Source organism: Exiguobacterium sp. s133 (genome assembly GCF_018618595.1).
Taxonomy (GTDB): Bacteria; Bacillota; Bacilli; order Exiguobacteriales; family Exiguobacteriaceae; genus Exiguobacterium_A; species Exiguobacterium_A oxidotolerans.
The window spans coordinates 1-15,621 of the sequence record NZ_JACSMK010000004.1; the positions used below are offsets into that span (position 1 = coordinate 1).

Annotated in this window: 11 protein-coding genes, 15 tRNA genes and 1 rRNA gene; 25 read left to right on the forward strand and 2 right to left on the reverse strand. The window is 45.4% G+C overall.

The window, feature by feature from the left end; genetic code table 11:
- Positions 1–142 precede the first annotated feature (142 nt).
- The 20 genes from rrf to KNP96_RS06985 all read left to right on the forward strand — a co-directional run bounded on the left by rrf (position 143) and on the right by KNP96_RS06985 (position 4,615).
- Positions 143–258 (forward strand): 5S ribosomal RNA (rrf, locus tag KNP96_RS06890).
- Between the two features lie 6 nt (positions 259–264).
- Positions 265–339: transfer RNA gene (locus KNP96_RS06895), tRNA-Asn, on the forward strand.
- A 26-nt stretch (positions 340–365) separates the two neighbouring features.
- Positions 366–456, forward strand: a tRNA-Ser gene (locus tag KNP96_RS06900).
- Positions 457–489: 33 nt separating this feature from the next.
- Positions 490–564: transfer RNA gene (locus KNP96_RS06905), tRNA-Glu, on the forward strand.
- 10 nt (positions 565–574) lie between these two features.
- A tRNA-Met gene (locus tag KNP96_RS06910) sits at positions 575–648 on the forward strand.
- A 7-nt stretch (positions 649–655) separates the two neighbouring features.
- Positions 656–731, forward strand: a tRNA-Asp gene (locus KNP96_RS06915).
- A gap of 7 nt (positions 732–738) precedes the next feature.
- Positions 739–811: transfer RNA gene (locus KNP96_RS06920), tRNA-Phe, on the forward strand.
- A 36-nt stretch (positions 812–847) separates the two neighbouring features.
- A tRNA-Tyr gene (locus tag KNP96_RS06925) sits at positions 848–931 on the forward strand.
- A 4-nt stretch (positions 932–935) separates the two neighbouring features.
- Positions 936–1,006 (forward strand) — tRNA-Trp (locus KNP96_RS06930).
- A 9-nt stretch (positions 1,007–1,015) separates the two neighbouring features.
- Positions 1,016–1,088, forward strand: a tRNA-His gene (locus KNP96_RS06935).
- A gap of 10 nt (positions 1,089–1,098) precedes the next feature.
- Positions 1,099–1,170: transfer RNA gene (locus KNP96_RS06940), tRNA-Gln, on the forward strand.
- 8 nt (positions 1,171–1,178) lie between these two features.
- Positions 1,179–1,253 (forward strand) — tRNA-Gly (locus KNP96_RS06945).
- 6 nt (positions 1,254–1,259) lie between these two features.
- Positions 1,260–1,333 (forward strand) — tRNA-Cys (locus tag KNP96_RS06950).
- 35 nt (positions 1,334–1,368) lie between these two features.
- A tRNA-Leu gene (locus KNP96_RS06955) sits at positions 1,369–1,449 on the forward strand.
- 4 nt (positions 1,450–1,453) lie between these two features.
- Positions 1,454–1,524: transfer RNA gene (locus tag KNP96_RS06960), tRNA-Gly, on the forward strand.
- A 31-nt stretch (positions 1,525–1,555) separates the two neighbouring features.
- Positions 1,556–1,626, forward strand: a tRNA-Gly gene (locus tag KNP96_RS06965).
- 82 nt (positions 1,627–1,708) lie between these two features.
- Positions 1,709–2,854, forward strand: coding sequence for a tRNA epoxyqueuosine(34) reductase QueG (gene queG / locus KNP96_RS06970; RefSeq protein ID WP_214767949.1), 1,146 nt, complete (start codon positions 1,709–1,711; stop codon positions 2,852–2,854).
- Positions 2,844–3,329: a methylated-DNA--[protein]-cysteine S-methyltransferase gene (locus KNP96_RS16840; protein ID WP_088836437.1), complete on the forward strand. Its 486-nt coding sequence runs from the start codon at positions 2,844–2,846 to the stop codon at positions 3,327–3,329. The genes queG and KNP96_RS16840 overlap by 11 nt, the downstream gene beginning before the upstream one ends.
- Positions 3,329–3,802 carry a tRNA (uridine(34)/cytosine(34)/5-carboxymethylaminomethyluridine(34)-2'-O)-methyltransferase TrmL gene (gene trmL / locus KNP96_RS06980; protein WP_214769835.1) on the forward strand — a complete coding sequence of 158 codons (474 nt, stop codon included), beginning with the start codon at positions 3,329–3,331 and terminating at the stop codon, positions 3,800–3,802. Before KNP96_RS16840 ends, trmL begins: the two co-directional genes overlap by 1 nt.
- A gap of 246 nt (positions 3,803–4,048) precedes the next feature.
- Positions 4,049–4,615, forward strand: a complete 567-nt coding sequence (locus KNP96_RS06985; protein WP_029332790.1) for a DUF5366 family protein — start codon at positions 4,049–4,051, stop codon at positions 4,613–4,615.
- 3 nt (positions 4,616–4,618) lie between these two features.
- Here the strand turns inward: KNP96_RS06985 and KNP96_RS06990 are convergent, their stop codons facing one another.
- Complete coding sequence (locus KNP96_RS06990) at positions 4,619–6,400, reverse strand: transglycosylase domain-containing protein (protein WP_088836439.1); 1,782 nt, start codon at positions 6,398–6,400, stop codon at positions 4,619–4,621.
- 207 nt (positions 6,401–6,607) lie between these two features.
- Between KNP96_RS06990 and KNP96_RS06995 the strand changes: the two genes are divergently transcribed.
- The 4 genes from KNP96_RS06995 to KNP96_RS07010 are packed head-to-tail and all read left to right on the forward strand — an operon-like array spanning position 6,608 to position 12,799.
- A complete protein-coding gene (locus KNP96_RS06995) occupies positions 6,608–7,768 on the forward strand; it encodes a glucose-1-phosphate adenylyltransferase (protein ID WP_088836440.1) in 1,161 nt (386 codons plus the stop codon).
- 13 nt (positions 7,769–7,781) lie between these two features.
- On the forward strand, positions 7,782–8,882 hold the full coding sequence (glgD, locus tag KNP96_RS07000) for a glucose-1-phosphate adenylyltransferase subunit GlgD (RefSeq protein ID WP_214769838.1): 1,101 nt from the start codon (positions 7,782–7,784) through the stop codon (positions 8,880–8,882).
- Positions 8,883–8,895: 13 nt separating this feature from the next.
- Positions 8,896–10,347: a glycogen synthase GlgA gene (gene glgA / locus KNP96_RS07005; protein WP_214767946.1), complete on the forward strand. Its 1,452-nt coding sequence runs from the start codon at positions 8,896–8,898 to the stop codon at positions 10,345–10,347.
- Positions 10,348–10,375: 28 nt separating this feature from the next.
- On the forward strand, positions 10,376–12,799 hold the full coding sequence (locus tag KNP96_RS07010) for a glycogen/starch/alpha-glucan phosphorylase (protein WP_214767943.1): 2,424 nt from the start codon (positions 10,376–10,378) through the stop codon (positions 12,797–12,799).
- 38 nt (positions 12,800–12,837) lie between these two features.
- Here the strand turns inward: KNP96_RS07010 and KNP96_RS07015 are convergent, their stop codons facing one another.
- Complete coding sequence (locus tag KNP96_RS07015; protein ID WP_239456828.1) at positions 12,838–13,650, reverse strand: sulfurtransferase; 813 nt, start codon at positions 13,648–13,650, stop codon at positions 12,838–12,840.
- A 91-nt stretch (positions 13,651–13,741) separates the two neighbouring features.
- Between KNP96_RS07015 and KNP96_RS07020 the strand changes: the two genes are divergently transcribed.
- Complete coding sequence (locus KNP96_RS07020; protein WP_214767940.1) at positions 13,742–15,478, forward strand: phospho-sugar mutase; 1,737 nt, start codon at positions 13,742–13,744, stop codon at positions 15,476–15,478.
- The last annotated feature ends 143 nt before the right edge of the window (positions 15,479–15,621 follow it).

The following is a 15,621-nucleotide window of genomic DNA, read 5'->3' on the forward strand; positions in this document are numbered from 1 at the left end:
GGTGACATGCGGAGCTGAGTGATACTAATCGGTCGAGGCCTTGTTCTAGCAGATGATTGTTGATGACTTCAGTTTTGAGGGCGCGAGCCTTTCAAAAAAAAGTGCTTGACGTTATGGAAACATAATGTTAAGATAATAGATGTCTGGTGGCGATAGCCAAGTGGTCACACCCGTTCCCATGCCGAACACGGAAGTTAAGCACTTGAACGCCGAAAGTAGTTGGGGGCTTCCCCCTGTGAGGATAGGACGCTGCCAGGCGATCGTTCCGCAATAGCTCAGTGGTAGAGCAACCGGCTGTTAACCGGTAGGTCGTAGGTTCAAATCCTACTTGCGGAGCCATTAATAACTTCTTCACCACGTTCACTGGAGAGCTGTCCGAGTGGCCGAAGGAGCACGATTGGAAATCGTGTAGGCGTCATAAGCGTCTCAAGGGTTCGAATCCCTTGCTCTCCGCCATAATTATATGTAACGTTTCAATTTTACTACGATGGCCCGTTGGTCAAGCGGTTAAGACACCGCCCTTTCACGGCGGTAACACGGGTTCGATTCCCGTACGGGTCACCATTTTTATCATCGCGGGGTGGAGCAGTCTGGTAGCTCGTTGGGCTCATAACCCAAAGGTCGTCGGTTCAAATCCGGCCCCCGCAATACATACGGTCCTGTGGTGTAGCGGTTAACATGCCTGCCTGTCACGCAGGAGATCGCGGGTTCGAATCCCGTCAGGACCGCCATTGTTAAGGCTTTGTAGCTCAGTCGGTAGAGCAGAGGACTGAAAATCCTCGTGTCGGCGGTTCGATTCCGTCCAAAGCCACCTTTTATAGAAGAATGAAGTTGATTTCCCATTTGTGGGGGGGTAGCGAAGTGGCTAAACGCGGCGGACTGTAAATCCGCTCCCTCGGGTTCGGCGGTTCGAATCCGCCCCCCCCCACCACCATAGGGGCATAGTTTAGCGGTAGAACTACGGTCTCCAAAACCGTCAGCGCGGGTTCGATTCCTGCTGCCCCTGTTTATTATGGCGATTGTGGCGAAGTGGTTAACGCACCGGATTGTGATTCCGGCATTCGTGGGTTCAATTCCCATCAGTCGCCCTCTTATTATTGGGCTGTAGCCAAGTGGTAAGGCACTGGATTTTGATTCCAGCACGCGAAGGTTCGATCCCTTCCAGCCCAGCTTTTTAAGCGGAAGTAGTTCAGTGGTAGAATACGACCTTGCCAAGGTCGGGGTCGCGGGTTCGAATCCCGTCTTCCGCTCCAACGAGTGGCGCCATAGCCAAGTGGTAAGGCAGAGGACTGCAACTCCTCTATCGTCAGTTCGATTCTGACTGGCGCCTCCAATTCTTTTCAATTCAATAGTTTTGCAAGAGATTGTGCCGGTGTGGCGGAACTGGTAGACGCGCACGACTCAAAATCGTGTTCCTTTGGAGTGTCGGTTCGATTCCGACCACCGGTATCTTGCGGGTGTAGTTTAGTGGTAAAACCTCAGCCTTCCAAGCTGATGATGAGGGTTCGATTCCCTTCACCCGCTTTACCTTTTCACAATCTTAGTTTTAACCCATGCGGGTGTAGTTTAGTGGTAAAACCTCAGCCTTCCAAGCTGATGATGAGGGTTCGATTCCCTTCACCCGCTTATTTAAAAGAGCAACGTGTCGTTTTCATCTGACACATTGCTCTTTTTGTTTAGGATAGAACGATGAAAGGAGGGATCTGTCATGCGCGGAGAACAACTTAAAGAAACACTTCAAGCATATGCTTTAGAGATTGGGATCGATGTGTTTCGGGTGACGACGGCCGATCCATTTTTAACGATGAAACAACGATTGATTGATCAGCAGGATAAAAATTATGCATCTGGTTTTGAAGAACCTGATCTCGAAAAACGGACAACTCCGAAACTGTTGCTAGATGACGCGGTATCAATCATCGCGATTGCAGTTGCTTACCCGAGTAAGTTAACGGATGCACCACGTGGGAAAGCCGGGGAACGGCGTGGGATTTTTGGTCGCTCTTCTTGGGGGCTTGATTATCATCAGGCGCTGAATCAACGACTCCAGCTACTAGAGAAAAAAATCGAAGAGTTATCGCCTGGAGCAAAGACACGTTCGATGGTGGATACTGGTGAACTCGTCGATCGCGCCGTCGCAGAACGGGCAGGAATTGGTTTTAGCGGAAAGAATTGTTCGATCATTAGCGAAGAACATGGATCTTATCTTTATCTCGGTGAATTGATTACAGATCTTTACTTACCTCCTGATCAAGCGGTTGAAGAACTCTGCGGAACGTGTAATAAGTGCATCGATGCCTGTCCGACGGATGCATTAGTCGAGCCGGGGGTAATTGATGCGAAACGTTGTATCTCCTTTATTACCCAAACGAAGACGCTGATTCCGGAAGATTTCCGTTACGCATTAGGTAATCGCTTATACGGCTGTGATACATGTCAGCAAGTTTGTCCTTACAATCGAAAAAAACATGCGACGCAACATGCTGAATTGCAGCCGGACCCGGAACAAGTCAAACCACTCTTAATTCCAATCTTGTCGCTCAGCAATCGTGAATTCAAAGCGAAATTCGGTTCGCTTTCAGGAGCATGGCGTGGAAAGAAGCCGATTCAACGAAATGCGATTTGTGCACTCGTCCATTATCAAGACAAGACAGCGCTTGATGCTCTGCGCTTGATGGCAGAAACAGATCCACGTGATGATATGCGGGCTCTCGCGCTCTGGGCGATTGGCCGTATTGCGGGGGGCGATGAAAAAAGTTACGTAGAAGAACGACTAATGAATGATTCCGCACAGGATGTCCAAACGGAAGGTGAGCGTCTTTTGTCGGAGTGGAGGGAACCCGATGCCGTATAAACAAGTGAAGTTCACGTTCGGAGAGTTACTGATTGCCTGGGAGGACGACGTCGTTGTTTATTTAGATTTTGGTCTTGATACTGAGCGCGCTAAACGATATGTTCGAGAAGGACAGCGGTACGAAGCGCCACTTCCACTGCATCTAAAACAAGCTCTCGATGATTATGAAAATCGTCTACCAAATGCGCTAGAACGCATTAGTTGCCGCCTCGACGTGACGGATTTTCAGCGGCGTGTTCTTACGAATCTTCGAAGGATTCCATTCGGAGAAACAGCGAGTTATGGAACATTAGCTAAAATGATGGGTTCCGAAAAAGCAGCGCGAGCCGTCGGTGGGGCATTAAATCGAAACCCGATCGCGCTGATTTATCCTTGTCATCGAATCATCGGGGCATCCGGAAAGTTGACGGGGTTTGCGAGTGGAATCGATCATAAACAAGCGCTACTTGCGCATGAGATAGGAGAGAGAAGATAATGGCAATTCATGTTGTAATGTATCAACCAGAGATTCCTCAAAATACAGGAAATATCTCAAGAACGTGTGCTGCGACACATTCCGTTCTTCATTTAATCCGTCCATTAGGTTTTTCAACGGATGATAAGCAGTTGAAACGAGCCGGACTCGATTATTGGGAGTTTGTTGATGTAAGATATCATGATTCACTCGAAGAATTATGGGAGAAGCACCCGGAAGGGAAGTTTTATTACATCACGAAGTATGGGGAACAGTATCCAAGTCAAATTGATTTATCGAATGTCGAGGAAGACTACTTCTTTGTATTCGGTCGAGAAACAAAAGGCTTACCGCTTGAAGTGATCGACCAAAATACAGATCGTTGTATTCGATTACCGCAGTCAAATTTAGTTCGTTCGCTAAATGTCTCAAATACGGCTGCAATTATCGTGTATGAAGCATTACGGCAGCAAGGGTACGCTGGACTACTTTAAACACAAAAAAGCGCTGACGCATCCTATTCGATGCATCAGCGCCTTTTTATTATTCGTTACCTTCAGGTTTTTTGTTGTAGCCTGCAGTGAAAATCGCTGTCAAGAAAGCGAGACTTACACCAATCATTAAAATAAATGCCATTTTTGCTTCCCCCTTCAGTCTCAATAACCGATATAATCTATTATAGTATACCTGTAAGAGAAATTGTGTGCTACATATGAATTTTCTATGAATGGAGATTGGAAATGCGGACGAATGTCTATCTGTTAAGTTATGCGCCGTTGATTAGCATCCTGTTGTTCAGTACGTCGCTTGCGATTGCGACATCGGAGTTAGCACTCTCATGGCTAAAGGATGTCGGTGTATACAATGAATTGTTACAAATTTTGAGCGCACGTGACACTAAATTATTAGTTTGGCTTGGTTTTTTGATTGTCTATTTTATGATTTTTAGTACGCTCAAACTGATTTCAGACACAATCAATCAGTTAGGGTTTGCCTTCTTCATCAAGGAACAGATTGGGACGACACTCAGTATGCTTCGACCTGGTAGCATTTTATTGCTCGTAGGTGGATGCATCAGCTTTGCTTTCATGACATCGTTCCCACTCGTCTGCCTCGTATTAGCAAGTTCATTCCTAATTTATTTTTTCTTTTATACCTTTCAAATCAGCAAGATGACGACTGCGGCCGGAGCGATTGGCTTGATTGTCTTTTTGTTTCTTGCATGGGGCATCTTACTGGCTGGCTTAGCCTGGGTCGGATTGACTTTGTTCAATTCGTTAGGCGAAGCGATTTTATTCCCGAAATGATCGTCAGCGTAGAATGTTAGCCCACGTCCTTACTTGAAGCGTTGAGTTGGCCTCGGCAGGGAAAGGTCGTGGGATGTCTGCACCTAACCAAATCCCTCCTATGTGTTGATCTTTGATTCCGACGAACCACATATCTTTATTATCATTCGTCGTCCCTGTTTTTCCACCGATATAAGTGGGGCGTGCATCATAACCAAGACGCCCTGTTCCGTATGTCATGACATTCGTCAATCCTTTACGTAACACCTGGTTTGTCCGACTCGACCAAATGCGATTATTTTGAACAGTATGCCGATACAGCGTCCCTTCGCCTTTCGATAAGGTGATGGTTCGAACCATGGATGCTGGACTATACAAGCCGTCATTAACAAACGTTGTATAGGCATTCGTTAACTCGTAAGGACTAACACCATATTTTAATCCACCTAACGCACTCGTGTAGGCATTGTCTTGCTTCGACCATTGGCTGAATTTAAACGGACGAATCGCTTTTAATCCTTCAGCGAAGGAGACAGAAAACGCACGAAGGGCTGGCGTGTTATAGGAATAGGCAATGGCATCGGCAAGTGTGACTTCACCAAGAATCCGGTTCCCGCTATTTTCAGGACAATAGCCGTCAAAGCAAACAGGACGACCGTCAAGAGGACTACTTAACGTGGCTTTTGTTTTCTCGAGGTATGGTCCATAGACGAGTAAGGGCTTTAATGTGGATCCCGGTTGACGAAAGGATTGTGTTGCCCGATTGAATTGACCAGGTAAGTCAGTTTTATGGCCGACAAGTGCTGTCACACCATGCGTTCGTCCATCAATTCCAACATAAGCACCTTCGATTTCCTTAGGTAGTGCCACGATGGATTGTTTGGCCCGTGTTTGCTCCGTTGAATCCAAATAAGTCGCAATCGTCGCGCCATGTTGATGCAGATATTGTTGTGCGGCCTCATAATCTAATTTTTTGATGGCGGCCGTTTGACGGATTGCTTCCTTGACACTTGCATCAATATAGTCAGGGAATGGGATGACCGGCTTATTGAAGGACAATGCAATTTCTTTTGTTTTAATCGATTTTGGTATCGTGTCTGTATTTGCTAAAATTTTTAAAATCCGCTGTTGACGTTTTTCTGTATTTTGAGGTGAACGTAACGGATCGTATAGTGTGGGGTTGTTTGGAATCGCCGCTAGATAACTCACTTCTGCCCACGTCAAATCGTTCGCCTTTTTTCCGAGGTACGCCGATGATGCCAGTTCGATTCCATAAATATTATTTGCGAAATAGGCTTGATTGACATATGCCGTTAAGAGTTCTTTTTTGGAGTATTTTTGCTCCAATGAAATGGCGATTAAAAGTTCTTTTATTTTTCTAGTATATGTTTTTTCATTTGAAAGATACGTCATTCGAGCCAATTGTTGTGTAATCGTACTGCCACCTTGCCCTTTTTGGTCAGTCGATTGATTTTCAGTGAATGCGCGAAGAATTCCTGTAATATCATAACCACCATGCTGATAGAAACGTTGATCTTCGATAGCGATGAAGGTTTGTTCGACCTTTTTAGGTAACGCATTTGCTGTTAAATCATCACGGCGAAGTCCATCGTACAACTTTACCTTCTCTTTGCCGTATGTGACAGTGATCGGTTTGTACGACGTCAATGGTTGACGGGTCGTCTGTACATCTGCCCAATGGAAAAGTTTGCGGGACGTCTCGAGTTGGTCGCGAACGGAAAACAACGTCAAAAGTAAACCGATAGTAAGTCCAATTAATAAAAGGTAGCCAGTCGTAATTCTCATGAAAACTCCTCTCAAAAGACATTTCCTTCTTATTATCGGTCTCTTTTAAGCAAAGGAATAGATTTTTTTCTGAATTTCGTATTTTAATAAACCTATTTTGCAGGAATGTTATATTAAAAAGAGAAAAGGTGGGTATATAAGAGTATCTGTATAGAAACTACATCATGGTCTGACTGTAAAGAAAGAGCATAAACTGGAGGGGACGAAATGGCTAAAAAGAATGTTGTGGCAATGCTACTTGCTGGTGGAGAAGGAAAACGTCTAGGAGCACTTACGAAACACACTGCAAAACCAGCAGTTGCGTTCGGAGGGAAATATCGAATCATTGATTTCCCATTATCGAACTGTACGAACTCGGGAATCGATACAGTCGGTGTCTTAACGCAATATGAACCACTAGAATTGAACCGTTATCTCGGAATCGGGAGTGCCTGGGACTTAGACCGTCGAAACGGGGGATTAACGATCTTGCCTCCATATCAAGCCCAAAACGGAAAGAACTGGTATGAAGGAACGGCCAACGCGATTTATCGGAACATGAGTTACATCAATCAATACGATCCAAACTATGTCCTTGTCCTATCTGGAGACCATATCTATAAGATGGATTATGAGAAGATGATTGAAGAGCATCGTCAAGGTGGGGCAGATGTAACGATTTCAGTCCGTGAAGTGCCGTGGGAAGAAGCACCACGTTTTGGAATCTTAAACACAGATGATGATTTACGGATCAATGAGTTTGAAGAAAAACCTGAAAATCCAAAATCGAACTTAGCCTCAATGGGCATATACGTCTTCAACTGGGATATTTTAAAACGTCACCTTATTCAAGACGCCGGGGATGCCGAGTCAAGCTTTGACTTCGGGAAAAACATTATTCCGAATATGTTGTTTGAAAACTTAAATATTCGCGCGTACAAATTTAAAGGATATTGGAAAGATGTTGGGACAATCCAGTCGTTATGGGAAGCGAATATGGATTTACTTGAAGCGGAACCAGAGTTCGACTTGTATGAACCATCGTGGAAAGTACATTCCGTTAACCCGAATCAACAACCACAGTACATCGGAAACAATGCGACGATTGAAACGTCAATCATCAATGAAGGCTGTCACATTGAAGGTGAAATCAACCATTCCGTTCTCTTCTACGGCGTTGATGTCGCGGAAGGTGCACTCGTGAAAGATTCGGTCATTTTCCCGAATGTCAAAATCGGAAAAGATGTCACGATTCATCGTGCGATTTTAGCGGACGGCGTCGTCGTCGAAGACGGCGCAACAATCGGTACACCGGGCGGCGAAGTGTTCGTCATCGAGGCAAATAGTGTCATCAAGAAAAATGAAGTCGTAAAAGAAGCGATTCAATAAGGGGGAACTACCGATGAAAGCAGATCTATTGGGTGTCATTAATTTAAGTGGAGAAGAAGGATTCTTTAAAGAACTGACGGAGCATCGAAATTTAGCCGCGGTTCCGTTCGCCGGACGGTATCGGTTGATTGATTTCACGTTGACGAACATGGTACAAAATGAAATCGCCAACATTGGTGTCTTTACGCTTGAAAAGTACCGAGCGATGATGGACCACCTTGGGTCGGGAAAAGAGTGGGATCTTGACCGTTCGAACGGGGGACTCTATATCTTCCCACCGGCATTATCACAAGATGCCCATGAATTCCGGGGCGATTTATCAAACTTCCATTTACACCGCGACTTCTTCTTGCGTAGTAAAGAAAACTACCTCGTGATTTCGGGTTCGAATGTGTTATCGGCAGTAGATTATCGCGATGTCTTGCGTGAACATAAAGAATCGAATGCTGACATCACAGTCGTCTATACGAAGCGTGACTTGCCATGTAAATATTGCCGTCCGATTCGTTTTGGTGATCAAAATCGAGTGACAGCGATTGGTTCGCGCGGTTTTGAACCGTCTGACGAAACATTCTATATGGAAACAATCGTCCTATCGAAAAACCTGTTCGTCCGTCTCGTTGACGAAGCAGTCGGTCGTGGCGAATATGATTTGCTTCAAAGCATCATTCGCTCGCAGTTGAACCGTCTGCATGTTCATGGGTACGAGTATCAGGGCACATCACAAGTCATCCACTCACTACGCTCGTATTACCGTGAGAGCATGCTATTGCTCGAGCAGTGGGGAGCAATCAATGATTTCCAACATGTCTACACGAAGATTAAGCATGAACCACCGACACGTTATCTCCCAGGCTCGACGATCAAGAACTCGCTCGTCGCGAATGGATGTAAATTAGAAGGAACAGCGAAAGACAGCATCTTATTCCGGGGTGTGAAAGTCGGGAAACATGCTCGTGTTAAAAATTCAATCATCATGCAAAAATCGGTCATCGAAGAAGGTGCAGTCGTCGAATACGCGATTCTCGATAAAGAAGTCACTGTCAAACGTGGACAAGTGATTCGTGGAACGGCGGAAGAACCGATCGTCATCAAAAAACAAACAATCGTTTAAAGGGGATGTCATCATGAAGGTATGGTTTGCTGCCACAGAAGCGACACCCTTCATCAAGACGGGGGGGCTAGCTGACGTCGTCGGCTCGCTCCCTTTAGCGCTTGCTGAAGAGGGTGCGGAAGTATCCGTTGTCTTACCGAACTATGGTCAAATTAAAGAACAGTTCAAGTCGGAAATGGAATTTTTATTCGATTTCATCGTACCCGTCGGCTGGCGGCAACAGTTTGGTGCCGTCCTACGTCTGAAACAGGATGGTGTCACATTTTATTTCATCGATAATGAATATTACTTTAATCGAGATGGGATTATTTATGGTCATTACGACGATGCGGAGCGTTTCGCATACTTTTCCCGGGCGGTGCTCGAGATGATTCAACACCTTGATCGTGCGGAAGTACCAGATGTCATTCATTGTCATGATTGGCAGACCGGTGTCATTCCAGCTTTCTTACGAATTCATTACCAACACCTTGAGCGTTATCAAGACATCAAAACGGTCTTTACGATTCATAATTTGCAGTACCAAGGTATTTTCCCGGAAGAAGTTCTTGGCGATTTACTTGGCCTCAGTCATGAACACTTTACGATGGATGGACTTGCGCATAACGGTCTCGTCAACTATATGAAAGCGGGACTTGTTCACGCCAATCAAATTACGACGGTCAGCCCATCGTATCGGGATGAAATCATGGACCCGTACTATGGTGAGAGTCTAGAATCCATCTTGCAACACCGGGCAGTCGATGTTCGTGGGATTTTAAACGGAATTGACTACCGTCAATTCAATCCGGAAACAGACGAGCATCTTGTCGAGAATTATGATGTTGAGACGGCTGAAGAAGGAAAAGCAGTAAATAAAGAAGCATTGCAAAAAGAATTGGGTTTACCGGTCAATCCGGATGTTCCACTTTTCGGATTCGTGTCGCGTCTTGTCGACCAAAAAGGAATTGATTTACTTGCGCACATTTTACCTGATTTATTCGAACTCGACGCGCAGTTTATCATTCTCGGGTCAGGTGAGGCGGAATACGAGGGCTTGTTCCACCATGCGACAACAATTCGTCCGGATAAAGTGGCTTCATACATCGGCTTTGACGTCGGACTCGCTCAACGTATTTATGCAGGGAGCGACGCGTTCTTGATGCCGTCACGCTTTGAACCGTGTGGACTCAGTCAATTGATTTCGATGAAGTATGGTTCTTTACCTGTCGTCCGTGAAACAGGTGGTTTGCGAGACACGGTGACACCATTCAATCAATTTACATTAGAGGGAAATGGCTTCTCGTTCTCGAATTATAATGCACATGACTTCCTTGACGCGATCAAGCGAACGATTGATGTCTATCAAGATAAACCAGTCTTTAAGCATCTGATTGAGACAGCAATGGAAGAAGATTTTAGCTGGATTCGCTCAGCCGATGAATATTTAGCACTCTATCATCTCATCGCACCATCTGTTGACTGATTGGGATTAAGAGAAATGAGGTTTTGGCATGTTTAAAGATAAAGAGAAGTTCAAGAAGAGGTTTAATGAGCGGTTTGTGTCGATGCACGGAAAAGCACTGAGTGAAGCAACAGAGAATGATGTGTATCAAACACTCGCCTACATGGTCCGGGAATATGTCACATCAGATTGGATGCACACGAAGGAAACCTATATCCATAAAAAGAGTAAGCAAGTCTACTATTTCTCGCTCGAATTTTTGCTCGGACGTTTTCTGTACAACAACTTGCTGAGCTTAGACGTACTCGAGGAAGTTCGCGAGGGATTAGAGGAACTTGGCTACGACCTAGCAGACTTGACGGAAGAAGAGCCGGAACCAGGACTTGGTAACGGAGGGCTCGGACGATTAGCAGCATGTTTCTTAGACTCGTTGGCAGCTCTCGGTCTACCTGGACACGGGAACGGAATTCGATACCAGTATGGTTTATTTAAACAAAAAATCATCGACGGCTATCAAGTCGAACTCCCGGATAACTGGCTCAAAAACGGAAACATGTGGGAGATACGTCGTCCCGATAAGGCAGTCGATATTCCGTTCGGTGGACACGTCTGGCTCGAGGAAGTAGACGGCGGGTACCGTGTCCATCATGAACCAGCTGAAATTGTCCGGGCCGTCCCGTATGATATGCCAATCGTCGGCTATCAAAATGGTGTCGTCAATAACTTGCGTCTTTGGAGCGCAGAATCTCCATATGATGATGATGAACTGTTGCACCAGCACAGCGGGAACTATAAAGATTTACTTGCACATAAACAATCGATTCAAACGATTTCAGAGTTTCTTTATCCGGACGATACGACGTACGAAGGGAAAGTCCTACGTTTGAAGCAACAATATTTCTTTGTTGCCGCCGGCTTACGGAGTATTCTCTTGTCTCACAAAAAACGAAATGCATCGTTTAAACAGCTCGGAAATCAAATCGCGATTCATATCAACGACACACACCCAGTCGTCGCGATTCCAGAACTGATGCGGATTCTAATTGATGAGGAAGGCTATGAGTGGGAAGAAGCGTGGCGCATCACGAAGAGTGTCATGTCGTTTACGAACCATACATTGCTCGCCGAAGCGCTCGAGCGCTGGCCGGTCGACTTATTTAGAAATTTATTACCGCGGATTTATCAAATCATCGAGGAAATTAATCGTCGCTTCTGTCAGGACGTTCTTGATAACTATCCACACCTTGCTTCACACATGCAAGAAATCGCCATCATCGCCGATGGACGGATCAACATGGCGAACTTAGCAGTTGTCGGGACACATTCGACGAACGGCGTCGCACAGATTCATACTGAAATCCTGAAACAACGGGAGATGCGTCTGTTTTACGAGATGTTCCCACTTCGTTTCAACAATAAAACGAACGGGATTACGCATCGTCGCTGGTTCTTGTTATCGAACCCGCAACTCGCGAACCGTGTGACGGAAGCGATTGGAGATAGCTGGATCAATCATCCGTCAGACTTGCAAAAGTTGACGAAATGGTCGGAAGATCGTCAACTCCAACAGGATATCAAACAAATTAAGCTTGAAAATAAACAGGAACTTGCTCGATTGATTGAAGCGGAGACAGGCATTACTGTCGATCCATATTCGATTTTTGATGTGCAAGTCAAGCGTCTCCATGCCTATAAACGCCAGTTACTTAATGCTTTGCATATCCATTCGTTGTATTACCGTCTAAAAGAAGATAAATCCTTCAAGATGACACCACGGACCTTTATTTTTGGAGCAAAAGCAGCTCCGGGGTATCATTATGCGAAAGAAGTCATTCGTTACATCAATGCACTCGCAAAATTGATTAATTCTGATGCGGAAGTCAGCCCTTACATGAAAGTCGTGTTCTTAGAAAACTATCGTGTTTCGCTTGCTGAAAAAATCTTCCCGGCGAGTGATGTCAGTGAGCAGATCTCGACGGCGAGTTATGAAGCGTCTGGTACAGGAAACATGAAGTTCATGATGAACGGGGCCTTGACAATCGGGACACTTGACGGAGCGAACATTGAGATTCGGGACGAGGTCGAGGATGCAAATATCTTTATTTTCGGACTTACACCGCAAGAGGTCATGAACTATAAAAAGTACGGTGGCTATAATGCATACGACCAATACAGTTCACAACCGGAGTTACGGAGAATCGTCGATAGCTTAGTTGATGGTTCATTATTCCCGGTTGGGGAGTTTCAAGCGATTTATGACTCGCTCATCACGTATAACGATGAGTACTTGATTTTAAAAGACTTCCAGTCGTATCAGCAGGCACAAGAACGAATCGACCGGACGTATCAAAACCCTGAGAAGTGGTACCAGATGGTTATTATGAACATTGGAAAATCAGGTGTCTTCTCGAGTGACCGGACGATTAAAGAATATGCGAACGCGATTTGGAACATCAAGCCGGTTCAAGTTTGATCATAAGAAAAAGCCTGATCTAATCAGGCTTTTAAAAATTATGAAATATCGTTCGTTTGACTAATCCAGTCGCTATAAGAACCAGCGTATAGCCGAACATCATTTTTACCGAGCGAGTGTAATGCGAGTATGTTGACGCAAGCTGTCACACCGCTACCACAATAGAGGATCGGAGATGCTTCTTCAAGTAACGGAGCATAAAGCTCCTTTAAATCTTCTGCATCTTTCAGTCTTCCGTCGGGTGAAATCGCTTCTTCGAAGAAACAATTGACAGCACCGGGAATGTGACCAGCTACAGCATCAATCGTTTCGTTCTGACCCTTGAATCTGTCAGGGGAACGAGAGTCGACGAGTAGCGTATCCGTCGAACGTCCTTTGACTGTCTCAAAATCGACGAGCATGTCATCTTGGAACTCAGCGTCGTATGTAGAAGGCGCGAAGGATTCCAAATCTTGTGTCATCGGATAGTCAAACGCAAGGTAAGAGGAGAGGCCGCCTTCGAGTACGACGACGCGTTCATGACCGGCCCATTTGAAAAGCCACCATGCGCGTGCTGCATAAGGAAAACCATCATCATATAAGACGACGAAGTCATCATTTTTAATGCCGTGCGCTTCTAGCGTTTGAATCCATTTTTCTTTCGACGGTAAAGGATGACGCCCGCCCGTAGAGGATACGGGTCCTGATAAATCATTTGCTAAATCTAGATACAGTGCACCAGGCACATGTTGGTCCTCAAAAGCTAGACGACCATAATTCGGATCACGTAAATCGTAGCGGCAATCGAACCAACGGATTTGATCCGAGTGGACGAGTTGTTGTAAGTCCGCCATTTGAATGGTTGGAAACATTTGAATCACCTCGACCTTTCTAGATTAATCATATGAAAGGTGACGCTTCATCGCAAGTGTGACTTCGATAAATTAAAGGAGTGGAATGAATATGTCATGGAAAGAGACCTATCAAAAGTGGAATCAGTTTGAAAAATTAGAGCCTGAATTGAAAGAAGAGCTCGTCGCGTTATCAGCAGATGATAAAGCGGCAGAGGACGCTTTTTATAAAGAACTTGAGTTTGGTACTGGCGGTATGCGTGGAGAAATCGGTGTCGGTACGAACCGGATGAACGTTTACACAGTCCGTAAAGCATCTCAAGGGTTTGCAGACTTTATTAAAGCGGCAGGGGAAGAAGCTGTCACGCAAGGAATCGTCATTGCACATGACTCGCGTCACTTTTCGCCTGAGTTTGCTTTAGAAGCAGCAAAAACGCTTGCAAGCAATGGCATTAAAGCATATTTATTCGATGGACTACGTCCGACACCAGAATTATCGTTTGCTGTACGTGAGCTTCGCGCTGCAGGGGGGATCGTCATTACGGCAAGCCACAACCCGCCTGAGTACAATGGTTACAAAGTATACGGTAATGACGGTGGACAATTGCCGCCAAAAGAAGCGGATGAACTCGTATCGTATGTCGATCAAGTTGAAGATGAACTATCGATCGTGTTAGAAGCAGAAGAAGTCCTTCGGGCAAATGGACTTATCGTTCGTGTCGGAGAACAAATCGATGATGCGTATCAAGAAAAATTAAAAACGATTCGTGTTTTACCGGCGATTCAAGACGAGTTGCAAGATTCATTAAAAATTGTGTTCACGCCACTTCACGGAACAGGTCTTGTTCCTGTTACTGTCGGACTAAAGAACTACGGTTTTGAAAACGTGACGGTCGTTGAAGAACAAGCAAAACCGGACGGGGCGTTCCCAACGGTTTCGTCACCGAACCCGGAAGAACACGCTGCGTTTGAACTTGCCATCGAATACGGGAATCGGGTCGACGCGGATGTACTGCTCGCGACAGATCCTGATGCAGACCGCGTCGGTGTAGCGACGCGCGATGCAAGTGGGGAATGGACGGTACTGACAGGAAACCAAACGGGTGCATTGTTACTCGACTACATCCTGTCGCAAAAATCAGCCCAAGGTACATTACCGGCGAACGGCTTTGTCGCGAAAACAATCGTAACATCAGAACTCGGTGCGTTAATTGCCCGTCATTACAATCTGCATGTCGAAAACACATTAACGGGCTTTAAATTCATCGGTGAAAAAATTAAACAATATAATGCGTCAGGTGAATATGAATACCTGTTCGGTTATGAAGAAAGTTACGGTTATTTGATCGGCGATTTTTGTCGCGACAAGGATGCTGTCCAGGCGTGCTTACTCGCAGCAGAGATGGCAGCGTACCATAAGAAAGAAGGACGGACGTTGTATGAGGCATTACAAGCCATTTACGAACAGTTCGGTTACTTCGAAGAGTCGTTACGTTCACTGACGTTAAAAGGAAAGGACGGAGTGGAACAAATTGGACGAATCATGAACACGTTCCGTGAAAACCCACCCAAACAAGTGGCGGGAGAGAAAGTGGTCTTGTTCGAAGATTACGATGCGAGCATGGCGCACGACTTGATTCAACACAAACCATCGCCAATCAATCTTCCGAAATCGAACGTGCTGAAGTTCACGCTTGAGGATGGTTCATGGTTCTGCCTCCGCCCATCAGGAACGGAACCGAAAATCAAGTTTTACTTCAGTGTAACTTCACCGGATGCGGCGGATACGACACGTAAACGTCAACTGATTGAAGATGAAGTGATGCAAGAAGTGGAACAAATTCAGTAAGACCGTTGACTAAATGATTATCAAGGCACGAGTACCGGACAGGTATCTCGTGCCTTTTTGTGAAAAGCGAAATCCGTGCAACCGTTACCAACTTCCTGTAGAGTTAAATGGGACAGAAAAAGTACGAGATCGAAAGGATGAAT

What these genes read in the sequence shown, in the direction of transcription:
- glgD (WP_214769838.1), top strand. Translation starts at nt 7,782, where the DNA reads ATGAAAGCAGATCTATTGGGTGTCATTAATTTAAGTGGAGAAGAAGGA.
- KNP96_RS07010 (WP_214767943.1), top strand. Translation starts at nt 10,376, where the DNA reads ATGTTTAAAGATAAAGAGAAGTTCAAGAAGAGGTTTAATGAGCGGTTT.
- glgA (WP_214767946.1), top strand. Translation starts at nt 8,896, where the DNA reads ATGAAGGTATGGTTTGCTGCCACAGAAGCGACACCCTTCATCAAGACG.
- trmL (WP_214769835.1), top strand. Translation starts at nt 3,329, where the DNA reads ATGGCAATTCATGTTGTAATGTATCAACCAGAGATTCCTCAAAATACA.
- KNP96_RS06985 (WP_029332790.1), top strand. Translation starts at nt 4,049, where the DNA reads ATGCGGACGAATGTCTATCTGTTAAGTTATGCGCCGTTGATTAGCATC.
- queG (WP_214767949.1), top strand. Translation starts at nt 1,709, where the DNA reads ATGCGCGGAGAACAACTTAAAGAAACACTTCAAGCATATGCTTTAGAG.
- KNP96_RS07015 (WP_239456828.1), bottom strand. Translation starts at nt 13,650, where the DNA reads ATGTTTCCAACCATTCAAATGGCGGACTTACAACAACTCGTCCACTCG.
- KNP96_RS07020 (WP_214767940.1), top strand. Translation starts at nt 13,742, where the DNA reads ATGTCATGGAAAGAGACCTATCAAAAGTGGAATCAGTTTGAAAAATTA.
- KNP96_RS16840 (WP_088836437.1), top strand. Translation starts at nt 2,844, where the DNA reads ATGCCGTATAAACAAGTGAAGTTCACGTTCGGAGAGTTACTGATTGCC.
- KNP96_RS06990 (WP_088836439.1), bottom strand. Translation starts at nt 6,400, where the DNA reads ATGAGAATTACGACTGGCTACCTTTTATTAATTGGACTTACTATCGGT.
- KNP96_RS06995 (WP_088836440.1), top strand. Translation starts at nt 6,608, where the DNA reads ATGGCTAAAAAGAATGTTGTGGCAATGCTACTTGCTGGTGGAGAAGGA.